Raw genomic sequence first — 13409 nt, 5'->3', positions numbered from 1 at the left:
CCCTAACCCAGAATCCCGACAGGCAGGTACACGGCCAGTCCGTAGACGAACGCCGCGTAGACCAGGCCCGCGAAGACGACGGAGAAGATGAGATTGCGGATCCACTTATCCGGCGCGTAGATGCTGGTCAGTCCCATGAGGAACGCTGCCGTGGACAGCAGGAAGCCGACGGGGATGAGGACGCCTAAATAGACGAAGAAGAGCGCGAACTGGAACACGACCTTGCGTACCTGCGGCTCCGGCGGAGCATCGAGGACGACCCCGCCGACCGCTTCGTCCGTACCGGCCGTCTCCAGGGACGACTCCCCCGCCGAGGCGGCGCTTCGGTCCGTGTCTCCGCTCACCGAGGCGGTCCCGCCGCCCGCGCCGGGGCCGGGCACGGACCCCGTGCCCGCCTCAGCGGACCCCGCGGACCCGGGCCCCGCCTCGGCGAGGGTGTCCTTCCGGTGCCGGACGACGGCCTGGCCGGCGAGGAAGAGGCCGAGCACGACGAGCCCGATGCCGACGATGGCGGGGAAGGTGCGCGGGGTGACGATGTTCGCGGTCTCCTGGATGGAGAACGTCGCGATGTAGTAGACCGCGCCGATGACGGCGATGGCGCCGCCGGTGACGAGGTCGGTGCGGAAAGCGGTCATTTGCTATTACCCAGGTCGGTTTCCTTCACGCCTTCTTCCACCGTCTTCGCAGCGTCGTCGACGTAGGCCTGAGCCTCGTCTCCGGTGTGGAATTCGGTGGCCCACTGGTTGTTCTTCACCGTCTCCTGCCAGGCGTCTGACTTGCTCACGTCCTCGAGTGCTGTGGCCCAGAAGTCCACGGCCTCCTGCGGCATTTCGGCGGGTCCGTAGACTCCGCGCCAGTTGCCCAAGGTCACGTCATAGCCGGAGTCCTTCGCGGTAGGAACCTCGTCGAAGGGGGCTGCGAGCGGCTTCTGCGCGAAGGTGACGAGCGGTTCGATATCGCCGGATTCGATGACGGAACGGAATTCGCTCATCCCGGCGATCGCGACCTTCGCGTCTCCGTTGAGCATGGCCGTGGTCTGTTCGCCGCCGCCGTCGTAGTTGACGAAGTTGATGTCGGCCGGGTCGATGCCGGCTTCCTTCGCGAACAGCGCGAACGGCAGGGTGTCGTCTCCGGCGGCCGCGACGGTGACCTTCTGCGGGTCGTCCTTGAGGGCTTCGACCAGGGCGTCGAGGTCCTTGAAGTCCCCGTCCTTCGGGGTCACGACCATGAAGTCCTCGACGTAGAGGGTGGCGATGAGGGTTGCGTCCTCGGGGCCGAACTTGCACAGGTTGCGCGCCTTCATCGTCTGGCTGGCCAGGGAGGTGATCGCGATCTGGTCGTCCTTGCCCTTCTCCTGCTGCATCATCGACGTCAGCCAGGAGCAGCCGGTGCCGCCGGGCTTGTTCTGCACGGGCAGCGGAGTGGAGACGATGTCTTCCTTCTGCAGCGCCTCGACGAGAGCGCGGGCCGTGGTGTCCCAGCCGGATCCGGGTTCGGCAGGAGCGGTGACCGAGACCGGCCCCGTCGGATAGTCCCCGCCTTCGCCCGGAGGCTGCGCCTTGTTCCCGCAGGCGGTGGCGACGAGGGCGACCGTGGCGAGCACGGCCCCGATCTTCGCCGCGCGCTTGCGCGTGTTCGTCTGCCCTGCCTTCGCCGAGGCGGCTGTCCGTGTCCGGGTGATCGTCGTTGATCGCATGAGCTGTTCCCCTTGTGTGTTCGGTTCTCGATATTTGGTGGTGTGCTGGTGGTGACTCTGACTGAGCTGTCAGTCCAGACGGTGCTCGTCGGGCTGGGGTCCGTCGGCTGGTGGACCCGTCGGCACTGCCGGACCGTCCCGGTAGTGGCCGTTGTGACGACCGGGTTCGGGCACATCGCTGCGCAGACCCAGCCGAGACCCGTCGAAGGTCAACGGCAGCAGCGGCACTTCGACGCTGGTCCCACTCGGCAGCCCGGTGTGGGCGAGCGCTCCGGAGGCCACGAGGTGCGGATCAGAAGTGAGGTCGGCCGGGGTGTTGACCGGGGCGACGGGCAGGCCGCGGCGCGTGCATTTCTCTTCGATCTCGGCCAGGCTCAGTTGGGAGAGTGCGGCTTGGAGGTCTGTGTGGATGCGGTCGCGTTGGTCGACTCGGCCCTGGTTGGTCAGCATGTCCGGGTCGGCGGCGAGCCCCGTCAGCCCGAATTCGTCGCAGAGGTCGCGCCACTGCCCGTCGGAGACGGCGGCGACGAAGACCTGGTTGTCGGCGGCGTCGCGGAAGATGTCATAGACGGCCCAGGTGGCCTGCCTGGTCGGCATCGGTCGGGGTGGTTCGCCGCTGATCTGGGACTGCGCCATGTGGGTGCCGACGAGGAAGGCGTTGTTCTCGAACAGTGCGGAGTTGATGAGTTTTCCGCGGCCCGTGGTCTCGCGCACCCGCAGTGCCGACTGGATGCCGATGACGCCGAACATTCCGCCCATGATGTCGTTGACGCTGGCTCCGGCGCGCAGCGGCTGCCCCGGCGGGCCGGTCATATAGGCCAGGCCGCCGAGCATCTGCACGACCTCGTCGAGGGCGGCCCGGTTTCCGTAAGGGCCGGCGAGGAACCCTTTGAGGGAGCAGTAGATGAGTCCCGGGTTGCGGGCGGACAGCTCCTCGTATCCGAATCCGATCGATTCCATCTTTCCGACGCGGAAGTTCTCGAGCAGGACATCGGCGGAGTCGACGAGGTCAAGGACGCGGTCACGGTCGGCCGCCTCGGCGATATCGAGTTGGACGCTGTGCTTGTTGCGGTTGAACGCGGGGAACAGCCCGGATCCGGACCCGGGCAGGTAGCGGGTCTTGTCGCCGGCTCCGCGGGGTTCGACCTTGATGACCTCGGCGCCGAGGTCGGCCAGGATCATCCCGCAGCTCGGCCCCATGACCATGTGGGAGAACTCGATGACGCGGATGCCTTCGAGCGGCAGCGGTTCTGCGGTTGAGTCCGCAGGGTTCACGGCGGGGGTGTCGGCGGTCATGTGGGAAGCCATTTCAGACTTTCGCCGAGGCGGCCGCGAACCGGTCGTCGAAGACCGCGGGGGTGGCGGGGATGTCCGACAGGCTCGAGGTCAGGTCGTGGCCGACGGCGGCGATGAGGGGGTCGCGCACCTCGGTGAGCGCTTCGACGTCGACGCCGGTGGCCACGCCTTCGCGGTGGAGGAGGTGGACGAGGTCGTCGGTGCCGATGTTGCCGGCAGCGCCCGGGGCGAAGGGGCAGCCGCCGAGTCCGCCCATGGCCGCATCGAAATTCGCGATCCCCAGATCGAGGGCGGCGATGACGTTGGCCATGCCGAAGTTGTAGGTGTCGTGGAGGTGGAGGTTGACGGGTTTGCCCGGGAAGGCGGCGAGGACCGCCGAGGTGTTGCGGCGGACCAGCGATGGGTTGGCGTTGCCGATGGTGTCGGCCACCCCGATTCCGTGTGCTCCGGCGTCGACGAAGGGGCGGAGGACCTCGACGAGGTGGTCCGCCTCGGTGATGCCGTCGAAGGGGCAGATGAAGCTCACGGCGGTCGTGATGTCGAAGCGAAGTCCCTGGTCACGGGCGAAGACGGCGGCGCCCATGAGGCGGTCGGACGCCTCGGCGATGGAGGCGTCGGAGTTCGCTTTCGAGTGTCCTTCGGAGGCCGAGAGGACGAGTTTGATGTTCTTCGCGCCTGCGTCGACGGCCCGCTGGGCACCCTTGAGGTTGAAGACGAGGGTATAGAACTTCACCCCGTTGTCTTGGTGCGGAGCCAGGCGGCGCAGCAGTTCGTCGGTGTCGGCCATCTGCGGGACCTTCTTCGGATTGACGAAGGAGCCGACCTCGATGTGGTTGAGGCCTGAGCCGATGAGCTTCTCGGCCAGGGCGACCTTGACGTCGGTAGGCACGATCGCCTTTTCGATCTGCAGACCGTCGCGCAGAGTGGTGTCGAGGATGTCAACGGTTGTGGGCCGGACCATGGGACTCCTTCACGCAGGCTCCCGGTGAACGGGAAACGATTCGTCGTCGCGCGACCATGCGCGACTCCACTCTCGTTATATAACGCGCTCAGTCCAGTGGACAGGCTTTGTTCGGCATATGAGAGATCCGGGTGAATTGCCTGAGTTCAGTCCCGTTTATCGGGAAATCCGGTTCTTTGGCCGATACGTCTGGATCGCGTGGCCTGCTTCGAGTTCGCTGCGGTCGACGAGTTCCAGGTCGACGACGTCACTCAGTCCGGCGAAGAGGTAGGGGCCGTGACCGGCGATGCAGGGGTGGACGACGAATTCGAACTCGTCGATGAGGCCGAGTTCGGCGAGCGCGAGCGGCAGCGTCACTCCCCCTGTCGCGAGTCCCGTCACCGACTGTTCTTTAAGCTCGCGGACGGCGGTGGCGAGGTCGCCGCGGATGAGTTCGGAGTTCCAGTCGACGCTGTCCAGGGTGCTCGAGACGACGAATTTGCGGGCCGGATCGATGGCCGCAACGAACGGGTCGAGGTCCGCTTCCGGTATCGTGTCACCCTCCGGTCGGCGCCAGGCGTCTTCCATCATCTGGTAGGTGATTCGGCCGAAGATCAGTCCGTCGGCACGGTTGAGATTGTCTGCGTGATGGCGGTGGAAGTCCTCGCTGATGACTCCCACGCGATGATCGCAGCAGCCGTCGACGGTGACGTTGATCGAGTACCTCAGCTCGGCCATGGCATAAGAATAGACCTGGGAGGTCGCCGCCGGAAGAGGTCTTCGGAGACAGCCGTGGCACGGTCGTGGCGTTCAGTCCTCGGCGCCGTCCTGGTCTGGTTCCGGGGCGGAACCCTGTTCCGACGCCAGCCCCAGCCACGACAGCACTTCCTCGGTGTGTTCGCCCAGATCGGGCCCGAGGTGGTCAATGGCGATCGATTCGCCGCCGATGACGGGGGTGATGCCAGGGAAGGCGACGTCTTCGAGGACTTCTTCGCCGGTGGAGACGTCGAGGTTCTGGATCATGCCGCGGGCGTTGAGCTGCCCGTCGGCGACGAGGTCTTCGGCGGTGTAGATGGGCCCAGCCGGAACGCCCACTTCCTCCAGAGTCTCGACGACGTCCTCGACCGAGCGCTGCGCGCACCACGCGCCGATGGCTTCGTCGAGTTCGTCGCGCCGCTGCCAACGGCCGGCATTCGTCTGCAGTTCGGCATCCTCGGCGAGGTCGGGACGCTCGATCGCCGTCATCAGGCGGGGGAAGATTCCATCCCCGTTCCCGGCAATGACCACGGATTTCCCGCCGGCGCACAGGTAGCCGTTCGACGGCGCGATACCTTCCATCCGACCGCCGGTGCGGGTGCGGACCTCGCCGAACGCGGAGAAGTCGGGGACGAGGGATTCCATCACGGAGAACATCGCCTCGTTGAGCGCGACGTCGACGGTCCGCTCCGACAGCGGGCCCTTGCCTTCGAAGCTGTGCGCGGATCCGACGACCGCCTCGGCGGCTCCGGCGATCTTCTGCCGCTGTCGGTCGAAGAGCATCATCACGGCACCGAACGCCGCCTGCATTCCGGCGATCGAATCGCCGATCGAGATGCCCACGCGCACGGGTGGTCGGTCGGGATCGCCGACGAGTTCGCGGAAGCCCGAATATCCTTCTGCCACGGCGGCGAATCCGGGGCGCGACGACATCGGTCCGGTCTGGCCGAACGCGGAGATGCGCACGAAGACGAGATCGGGGTTGGCCTCTTCGAGCACGTCGGGGCCGAGTCCCCATTTCTCGAGGGTGCCGGGGCGGAAGTTCTCGAGCAGGATGTCGCTGCGGCGGACGAGCTCGAGCACGGCCTCGCGCCCCTCGTCGCTGCGCAGGTCGAGCACGACCGACTTCTTGTTGCGGTTGATCGTGCGGTAGAGCATCGAGGTGGTCCCGGCCTTGAGCCGCCAATTGCGCAGTTCGTCGCCGGTGCCGGGACGTTCGACCTTGATCACCTCGGCACCGAAGTCCGCGAGCATCCGCCCTGCGGTGGGTGCGGCGATGTAGTTGCCGAGTTCGAGGACTCGCACACCGGAAAGGGGAAGTCGGTGCGTGCTCATGACGATGCTCCTAGTCGTGCGTGGGTCGGTTCTCCCATGGTGCCAGGTGTGGGGACCACATTCCCGGATATCCGCATCTTCAGATGATCCCGGGCCCACCTCGCCGAGGCGGTGCTCAGCTGTTCCGCAACGTGACCTACGCGCGTTGACCGATGGATTCGGTCGGAATCTCAGCCTGCGACCGACCGACCCCGGCACGCACGGCTTCGCAGACCGCAACGACGAGGATGTTGACGCCGAGGCCGATGATGCCTTCGCTGATCGCCCACGGCAACGGCAGCCAGAACGTGTAGGCGATGACGACGATCAGCCCCGCCGCGAGACCAGCGATGATCGAGCGAACACTGAGACGACCGCGGAAGAAGAGAGCAGCGGCGATCGCCGGAGCGAGCTGGTCGAGGCCGGAGAACGTCAGCAGCAGGAGGTTCGCTAGCAGGTCGGGCATGACGATGGCCAGCAGCAGCGACAGCCCGGTGGCGACGACGACGATGATCTGAGTCGCAGTGAACTGATGCCGTTCGGATTTGATCCGGAAGACATTGCGTGAAGCCAGGGTCGAGATGCCGATGAGCAGCGCGGCCGAGGGCACCATCGCAGTGGTGATTCCGGCGACGGCGAGGACTCCGATCACCCAATCGGGGAACATCTGTCCGGACAGGTGGAGCAGCGCCGAGTCGGCGTCGGTGTTCCGGCCGAGGATGACGACGGCGACGTAGCCGACGATGAGAGGCAGGACGATGAAGGTGTTGTAGATCGGCAGCCACAGGTAGTTCTGGCGCAGCACGGCGGAGCTGCGGGCTGCGAGGATCGGCGGCCACATGTGCGGGAGAGTCACGAAGGCCACGCCGATGGCGCTGATCGCCATGTTCGAGATGTACCAGGGGATGCCGTATTCCTCTGTGCCGTGGACGCTCAGGAGGTCGGGCATAGTGTCCGCGACGGTGTCGAAGACGTTCGTGAATCCGCCGGTGAAATGAATGGGGATCGAGATGCATACGACGAAGAGCATGACGAGCATGAGCGCGTCTTTGAAGTACGCGGTCGTGGCCACTCCTCGCAGTCCCGACCACAGGACGAAGGCGACGACGAGGATGAAAGCGATGACCATTGACCACTCGCCCGTCGTTCGGTTGCCGGTGACGAGCTGGACGATGAGGCCGAGTCCGGTGATCTGCAGCTGCAGGTAGGGCAGCAGGAAGATGACTCCGCATATGCCGGCGATGACGCCGAGGGTGCGCGAGGAGTGGCTATGTTCGAGGAAGTCTGCCTGTGTCAGGTGTCCGCGTGCTTTGGCCATGCGCCAGATCTTCGGGCCGATGAAGTAGAGGACCAGGTAGCCGAGGGGTACGTAGGGCATCGAGTAGAAGGCTGCGGCGCCTCCCGAGACCACGAGCCCCGCGGTACCGAGGAAGGTGAAGGTGGTGAAGGTTTCGCCGGCCTGAAGCAGCCAGGTCGTGGCCACGCCGAAGCGTCGGCCGCCGACGGTCCACTCGGAGAGGTCGGCATTGGGCTTCTTGCGTCCGATGAAGCCGAGGATCGCGACGAGGACGATTCCGCCGAGGGTGACGATCTCAATAGTGCTCATCTCAGCCCTCCCGACCGTTGTCCGGGCGTGCCTGCACTTCCGGTCGGTCTCCGACTTGGGCCGATTCGAGCCTCTCGGCTTCTTCGAGAGCAAGGTCGTCGAGGTGGCCCTGTCGCTCGAGGTCGGGGCGAGTCTTCTCGATGATCAGGAGGATGCCAGTGACGAGAAGGCTGCCGGGAACACAGGTCCACCACAAGATGGTCGGCAGTCCGAGAAACAGATGCGGGCCATTGAGAATCGGCAGCCACTGGAGGACGAAGGCGGCGATCACCGGGATGAGACAGAGAATCGCCCAGACCGTGACGCGACCTTTCGTCACCCGTCGTGTGTCGGAATCGAGTGTACTCATTGTGCCTCCCGCACTCGTTCGGCCGGTCTGCTCGGCCGGCGGTCCGACCACCATGGTCACGACCACGTCCATCTTCTCTCCACAATCGGTGCTGGCCGGTGACGAAATGCCGGTGACAGCAAAGTCGCGTTGAAAAGCTGCCTTGGCTGAACATCAGCTGCGGCTTGAGTGAACTTCGCGCAACATTCCTTGAACTCTCTTGTCAGCCAGGTTCCGGGTGCCGAAGACTGGCAATCGAGTCGCAGACAGCGATGATTCGTCACCGAATGAGGAGTTGAACATGGAATCGAACGATTTCGCAGGCAACAACGACAGCGGGCAGAACGACTTCGGCAATCAGCAGCAGGGCGGTCCCGAGGGCCAGCAGAGCGGTTTCGGCGATCAGGGCAGCCAGCAGGGTCAGCCGGGTCAGCAGGAACAGAACCAGCAACAGGACGACTTCGGCGGTCAGGGTCAGGGCGGTCAGCCCGACGGTGGCTTCGGCCGCGGCGATGATCGCGGCCAGCAGGAGCAGGGACAGCAGACCGGTGGCTTCGGCGGAGACAACGACCGCGAACCGGGCGGCCAGCCCGGCGGACAGGATGACAGCGGCTTCGGCGGCCAGGAACAGGGTCAGAGTGGTTTCGGCGGCGAGCAGGGCGGCTTCGACGAAAACCGCTGATCTCAGCACCCACCCGATCTGGCGTCACCATTGAGACGCCGATCCACACACAAGCGGCGCACCAGTCATCGGTGCGCCGCTTCGTGCATTCACCCCGTGACGGTCACGACCTGGCAGTGTCGGCCGAGCCCCCTCGAGCTCGAGTTCGACGACGTCGCCGTCGGCCAGATACGGGTATTTGCCCGACAGCGCGACTCCCTGCGGGGTGCCGATGAGGATCACGTCTCCCGGCTCGAAGGCCATCGCCTGGCTGAGCTGGAAGATGATCTCGCCGACGGAGAAGATGAGGTCACTCGTCGACGGAGAAGATGAGGTCACTCCTCGACGAATCCTGGCGAGCTTCGCCATTGACCCAACTGCGCAGCCGCAGGTCACCGGGGTCCACCTCGGCGGCGGGACGGATCCACGGGCCGAGCGGAGAGAACCCGGGCAGGCAACGCAAAATCGATCTCCGAATTACAATGCACTGGACCGTAGAACGGCAAATGTCACCCACACGGGGTGGGGCTCATTTCAACTTCCCAGAAGCCTTCACTTTACCTGCAGAAGCTCCAAAATGATGTCTAGATCGATTTTTGAGTGCTCATAGGAAAGGTCGAAGGCCGCCTGCCTGTCACGGCTTCGTATCGCCTCGAAGATCGCAATATGATCCTCTAGAGCTCGACGCTGCATAGGCTCATGTTGCTCAATACTGCCCCAGATATGCAGGGGAGCACCGAGACTGATCTTGCGGTCGAGATCGCGGATGATGTCGTGGAGCATAGGCTGCTTAGCCGATTCGATAATTGCGTGATGGAATTTGCCGTCGGCTAGTTGAGCTGCACGTGCATCGCCGGTAGCGACAGCATCGTGAAATGAACCTAGCGCCACTGAGATACGCTCGAAGTCCTCGGGCTTCCCACGAAGGGCTGCGGTCTCTGCTGCCAGTGAATAACCGAGGGCTATGGCATCGATCGTTGCCTCGAGTTTCCCCAAGTCTGTTCCAAAGATCCTAACTACGGAATCGCGTAGGGCAATAGGTTGCCCCTGCGCCACGAAGGCCCCTCCGTTCCGCCCGCGACGAGTCTCCAGGAGCCCTTGATCGGTGAGTTCCTTGAGCGCGCTTCGCACAGTGTTTCGCCCGACCGCGAGCGATTCTGCGAGCGCACGTTCACTAGGCAGTCGCGTTCCGGGAAGGAAATCTCCCGCAGCAATCGCAGTCACAAGGCGATCAACAATTGCCGCAACTTTCGGGTTGTCTGGAAGCGGCGAAAATCGATGGCTGGGATCCGACACCACTGTCATTCACCGTCCCTGCTCGATCAACGCCATGTTCCACAGGTTATCAATTCACGAATTGGTATTGACACAGAACCATTTATTTCGCACTGTGGTTCATATCACTTTCAGTTGCGCCCGTTTCAGAACATGTCATTCCATTAGGAGCAGAATTGACCGAGCCCTGGACCGTCACCGAACGAACTATTCCCTTCCGCGCCTACGAAACATGGATACGCATAGCCGAGCCGAACACGCCCCGGCCGGGCGCACTTCCTGTATTCGTCCTCCACGGCGGCCCTGGGATGGCGCACAACTACATGTTGCCTTTCGAACGCCTCGCAGCGGCGGGCCGAACTGTCATCCACTATGATCAGTTGGGCTGCGGAAATAGCACTCACTTGCCCGACTCACCTACAGAGTTCTGGACACCAGAGCTTTTTGTCGAAGAATTTTTCAACCTAGCAGCTTCCATCGGCCTCGACGAATTCCACATCCTGGGCCAGTCATGGGGAGGAATGCTGGCGGCCGAAATTGCCATACGACAACCAACAGCACTTCGCTCAGTGTCGATTCTCAACTCGCCGGCCTCCATGGCGCTCTGGGCACAGGCGGCTGCCAAGCTGAGATCCGAACTACCTACCGGCATGAACGAAACTATGAGTAAGTACGAAGCCGCGGGTAAAACCAACGATGCCGAGTATCTCAGTTGCGTCGACGAGTTCTACAGGCGGCATGTCTGTCGAGTCGAGCCAACCCCTATGGAGTTCGTTGAGAGCACCGAACAAATGGAGGCTGAACCCACCGTCTATCACACGATGAACGGACCCAATGAGTTTCACGTCATCGGCTCGCTGAAGGACTGGTCAATCGTTGAGGAACTTCCTAAGGTCAACCAGCCCACTCTCGTCCTGGCTGGCGAATACGACGAGGCCACCCCTGCAACCTGGACACCTTTCGTCAACAAGATCCCAGACGTCCGGTCAGTCGTGATAGACGGCGCGAGCCACTGTGCGCACCTCGAACAACCTGGGGTCGTTCTTGGCGTCGTCAACGACTTTCTCGCGGATCACGACAGCTGATTCAGTATGTTTCGCCCGTTACTATTTCGCGTCTAAGGACTCACCATGAGCAGCTCAATGCAAAACTCAGTCGAATCGTTCGGCTACAAACAAGAACTGAAGCGTTCAATCTCGACTGTCGACCTCATCATCTACGGCTTGATCTTCATGGTCCCGATTGCCCCCTGGGCAATCTTCGGCACCGTCTACAACGAGTCGAAGGGCATGGTCCCGCTCGTCTACACAATCGGCCTAATAGCCATGATCTTCACAGCGTTGTCGTATTCACAGATGTCCCGTCGCGTTCCCCTCGCTGGTTCGGTGTTTTCCTATGTGGGAGCTGGCATACACCCGAACCTCGGGTTTTTCGCCGGGTGGCTCATGCTACTCGACTACCTGCTTGTACCGACGCTCCTCTATGTTTTCGCGGCTGAATCGATGATCGGCATCTTCCCAGGCACAGAAAGATGGGTGTGGGCTCTTGTCTTCGTCGCCATTAACACTGTCGTAAACCTCGCTGGGGTAAATTCCATCAAACTGATGAACCGCGTGTTCCTCGTCATGGAGCTATTCTTCGTCGTCACCTTCGTGATCATCGCTGTGAAAACACTCAACGGGGGAACTCTGCCAGCCGCCGAATGGTCAACAACTCCGATTTGGAGTTCAGCCGAAGTCACGGCTCCCCTCATCGCGGCCGCACTTAGTATCGCCGTGCTCAGCTTTCTCGGCTTTGACGGAATCGCGACAATGGCTGAGGAATCGACTGGCGGACATCGTTCAGCGGGGCGCGCAATGATCACATCTCTCATCGTCGTCGCAATCCTGTTCATTGGGCAGACTTGGCTCGCTAGCATGTTGGCTGGCAACACCGGTGCATTCCCAGACGACAAAGCGGGCAATGCCTTCTTCGATATCGTCGCAGCTGCCTCAAGCACTGGCTGGGCAAAGGCCTTCCTTGTCTGCAATGTTCTCGCGGTTGGAATCGCGAACGCCATGGCAGCTCAGGCAGCAACTTCGCGTCTTCTGTTCTCCATGAGTCGTGACGGTAAGCTTCCCGCATTTCTCAAACAGATCAACACCAAGCAGGTGCCACGGAACGCAATCCTCGTCGTCTCTGGCTTGAGCGCGGTCCTTGTCATCTTCTTCGTCGGCCAAATTGGGCTGATCTCTTCAATGGTCAATTTCGGCGCGCTGTCCGGCTTCCTACTTCTCCACCTAAGCGTCATCTGGGCCTATGCTGTCCGTGATGGCTCGAGGAACTGGCTGAGCCACGTTGTGCTCCCGGCAATAGGTTTTCTGATTATCGGTTATGTCCTTGTCAACAGCGATGTCCTTGCCAAGCTAGGAGGGCTCAGTTGGCTCCTGGTCGGCATAGTCGTATTTATCATCTATCGAAAGAAGGGTGCCGGGATCTCCGCACATGAATCCGAGGAGTCCGTACGAAAGGCAGGCCAATAATGCCTGATCACTTCATCAGCAACACCCATAGCAGCGGAGCATTCGCGGCAGGAGCCGAACCCGTGCTGAGGATCGCACCTGGAAGCGGCGAGACTATCGGTTTCGAAACCGACGATACCGTGTACGCTCAGCTGCACGAGCACGGCGACCTTGAGAAGGTAACCGCTCAAATCAACCCGATCACTGGGCCAGTGTTCATCGAAAATGCCGAACCTGGCGACACGCTTGCAGTCACGATCCACGACATCAAGCTCCTTGACCACGGCTGGTCCGTCTATCTGCCCGGCACTGGCGCACTGGCAGGCAAAATGGGTAATCAGGCTTTTTCCCGCCAGATCCCAATCCGGTCTGGCGAGGTGGTTCTTACTGAGCACTTGTCTGTACCCACACAGCCAATGATCGGTTGCATCGGAACTGCACCTGCGAGTGGAACCGGGTCAACGATCATGCCAACCTATTCATTTGGCGGAAATATGGACCTCACAGACGCTAAACCAGGAGCGGTTGTCTACCTCCCGGTCGAAGTTCCGGGCGCCTTGCTGTCAATCGGCGATATCCATGCGATCATGGCGAGAGGCGAGTCATCTTTCGTCGCTATCGAAGCGCAAGGGACCGCTATAGTCTCCGTCGATATCGTGAAGAGCAGCCCCTCTCAGAAGACCAACCACACCCAAACAGCCGGACACCAACGAATTCGCGCCCCACGAATCGAGACCGCCGAAGAGTGGATCTTCGTCGGACTGGGCGACCCAGTGCAGGAATCGATCAATCGCGGGTATGAAGACATGTTTGATTTCCTTGTCCGCGATCATGGTTGGTCCCCCTCTGATGCTTATGTTGTCATGAGCGCAGTAGCCCACTCGGAATTGGGTGGACCTACGGGCTCAACTGCCCCCGACCCACTTCACTCAATGACGGCCGTTGGCGCAGTAACCGTTCATCGTCTGCCAAAATCCGTGCTGCAAAACGATTGACCCCACGGGACCCATAAGCGCACAACCGTGTTTCGCTTAGC

The 13409-nt window shown here is 62.2% G+C and carries 13 protein-coding genes and 1 pseudogene; 3 read left to right on the top strand and 11 right to left on the bottom strand.

What is annotated here, in order from left to right:
- Nucleotides 1-2 precede the first annotated feature (2 nt).
- The 11 genes and pseudogenes from AD89_RS0104750 to AD89_RS0104700 all read right to left on the bottom strand — a co-directional run bounded on the left by AD89_RS0104750 (nucleotide 3) and on the right by AD89_RS0104700 (nucleotide 9902).
- A complete protein-coding gene (locus AD89_RS0104750; protein WP_025777465.1) occupies nucleotides 3-635 on the bottom strand; it encodes a tripartite tricarboxylate transporter TctB family protein in 633 nt (210 codons plus the stop codon).
- Nucleotides 632-1696, bottom strand: a complete 1065-nt coding sequence (locus AD89_RS0104745; RefSeq protein WP_025777464.1) for a Bug family tripartite tricarboxylate transporter substrate binding protein — start codon at nucleotides 1694-1696, stop codon at nucleotides 632-634. The genes AD89_RS0104750 and AD89_RS0104745 overlap by 4 nt, the downstream gene beginning before the upstream one ends.
- Before the next feature lie 69 nt (nucleotides 1697-1765).
- Nucleotides 1766-2992, bottom strand: a complete 1227-nt coding sequence (locus AD89_RS0104740) for a CaiB/BaiF CoA transferase family protein (protein ID WP_051505058.1) — start codon at nucleotides 2990-2992, stop codon at nucleotides 1766-1768.
- 13 nt (nucleotides 2993-3005) lie between these two features.
- A complete protein-coding gene (locus tag AD89_RS0104735) occupies nucleotides 3006-3953 on the bottom strand; it encodes a hydroxymethylglutaryl-CoA lyase (protein WP_025777462.1) in 948 nt (315 codons plus the stop codon).
- A gap of 156 nt (nucleotides 3954-4109) precedes the next feature.
- The gene (locus AD89_RS0104730) at nucleotides 4110-4670 is read right to left on the bottom strand and encodes a dihydrofolate reductase family protein (protein ID WP_025777461.1); all 561 of its coding nucleotides are present in this window, start codon (nucleotides 4668-4670) and stop codon (nucleotides 4110-4112) included.
- A gap of 72 nt (nucleotides 4671-4742) precedes the next feature.
- Entirely contained in the window at nucleotides 4743-6023 is a 1281-nt protein-coding gene (locus tag AD89_RS0104725) for a CaiB/BaiF CoA transferase family protein (RefSeq protein WP_025777460.1), read from the bottom strand.
- 136 nt (nucleotides 6024-6159) lie between these two features.
- Nucleotides 6160-7608 carry a sodium:solute symporter family protein gene (locus tag AD89_RS0104720; protein WP_025777459.1) on the bottom strand — a complete coding sequence of 483 codons (1449 nt, stop codon included), beginning with the start codon at nucleotides 7606-7608 and terminating at the stop codon, nucleotides 6160-6162.
- Between the two features lies 1 nt (nucleotide 7609).
- Nucleotides 7610-7957 carry a hypothetical protein gene (locus tag AD89_RS0104715; RefSeq protein WP_155807370.1) on the bottom strand — a complete coding sequence of 116 codons (348 nt, stop codon included), beginning with the start codon at nucleotides 7955-7957 and terminating at the stop codon, nucleotides 7610-7612.
- Nucleotides 7958-8216: 259 nt separating this feature from the next.
- Entirely contained in the window at nucleotides 8217-8627 is a 411-nt protein-coding gene (locus tag AD89_RS0104710) for a hypothetical protein (RefSeq protein ID WP_025777457.1), read from the bottom strand.
- Between the two features lie 15 nt (nucleotides 8628-8642).
- Nucleotides 8643-9057, bottom strand: a pseudogene (locus tag AD89_RS19580) (fumarylacetoacetate hydrolase family protein); the annotation flags it as partial.
- A gap of 92 nt (nucleotides 9058-9149) precedes the next feature.
- Nucleotides 9150-9902 (bottom strand): FadR/GntR family transcriptional regulator, encoded by a 753-nt coding sequence (locus AD89_RS0104700; RefSeq protein WP_081770336.1) that lies wholly within the window; start codon nucleotides 9900-9902, stop codon nucleotides 9150-9152.
- Between the two features lie 146 nt (nucleotides 9903-10048).
- On the opposite strand from AD89_RS0104700, the gene AD89_RS0104695 reads away from it, so the two are divergent.
- From AD89_RS0104695 to AD89_RS0104685, 3 genes are read left to right on the top strand one after another with little or no spacing between them, the layout of a single operon-like run.
- The gene (locus AD89_RS0104695; RefSeq protein WP_025777454.1) at nucleotides 10049-10957 is read left to right on the top strand and encodes a proline iminopeptidase-family hydrolase; all 909 of its coding nucleotides are present in this window, start codon (nucleotides 10049-10051) and stop codon (nucleotides 10955-10957) included.
- A 45-nt stretch (nucleotides 10958-11002) separates the two neighbouring features.
- The gene (locus AD89_RS0104690) at nucleotides 11003-12394 is read left to right on the top strand and encodes an APC family permease (RefSeq protein ID WP_025777453.1); all 1392 of its coding nucleotides are present in this window, start codon (nucleotides 11003-11005) and stop codon (nucleotides 12392-12394) included.
- Nucleotides 12394-13368 (top strand): acetamidase/formamidase family protein, encoded by a 975-nt coding sequence (locus AD89_RS0104685; protein ID WP_035319900.1) that lies wholly within the window; start codon nucleotides 12394-12396, stop codon nucleotides 13366-13368. The genes AD89_RS0104690 and AD89_RS0104685 overlap by 1 nt, the downstream gene beginning before the upstream one ends.
- Nucleotides 13369-13409 lie beyond the last annotated feature (41 nt).

This window comes from Brevibacterium sp. VCM10 (assembly GCF_000583215.1).
GTDB lineage: Bacteria > Actinomycetota > Actinomycetes > Actinomycetales > Brevibacteriaceae > Brevibacterium > Brevibacterium linens.
This window is presented reverse-complemented; position numbering and strand designations above follow the sequence as displayed.

Bases quoted from the DNA above. Each gene is read 5' to 3' on its own strand.
- AD89_RS0104750 (WP_025777465.1), bottom strand. From the start codon at position 635: ATGACCGCTTTCCGCACCGACCTCGTCACCGGCGGCGCCATCGCCGTC.
- AD89_RS0104745 (WP_025777464.1), bottom strand. From the start codon at position 1,696: ATGCGATCAACGACGATCACCCGGACACGGACAGCCGCCTCGGCGAAG.
- AD89_RS0104740 (WP_051505058.1), bottom strand. From the start codon at position 2,992: ATGACCGCCGACACCCCCGCCGTGAACCCTGCGGACTCAACCGCAGAA.
- AD89_RS0104735 (WP_025777462.1), bottom strand. From the start codon at position 3,953: ATGGTCCGGCCCACAACCGTTGACATCCTCGACACCACTCTGCGCGAC.
- AD89_RS0104730 (WP_025777461.1), bottom strand. From the start codon at position 4,670: ATGGCCGAGCTGAGGTACTCGATCAACGTCACCGTCGACGGCTGCTGC.
- AD89_RS0104725 (WP_025777460.1), bottom strand. From the start codon at position 6,023: ATGAGCACGCACCGACTTCCCCTTTCCGGTGTGCGAGTCCTCGAACTC.
- AD89_RS0104720 (WP_025777459.1), bottom strand. From the start codon at position 7,608: ATGAGCACTATTGAGATCGTCACCCTCGGCGGAATCGTCCTCGTCGCG.
- AD89_RS0104715 (WP_155807370.1), bottom strand. From the start codon at position 7,957: ATGAGTACACTCGATTCCGACACACGACGGGTGACGAAAGGTCGCGTC.
- AD89_RS0104700 (WP_081770336.1), bottom strand. From the start codon at position 9,902: ATGACAGTGGTGTCGGATCCCAGCCATCGATTTTCGCCGCTTCCAGAC.
- AD89_RS0104690 (WP_025777453.1), top strand. From the start codon at position 11,003: ATGAGCAGCTCAATGCAAAACTCAGTCGAATCGTTCGGCTACAAACAA.
- AD89_RS0104685 (WP_035319900.1), top strand. From the start codon at position 12,394: ATGCCTGATCACTTCATCAGCAACACCCATAGCAGCGGAGCATTCGCG.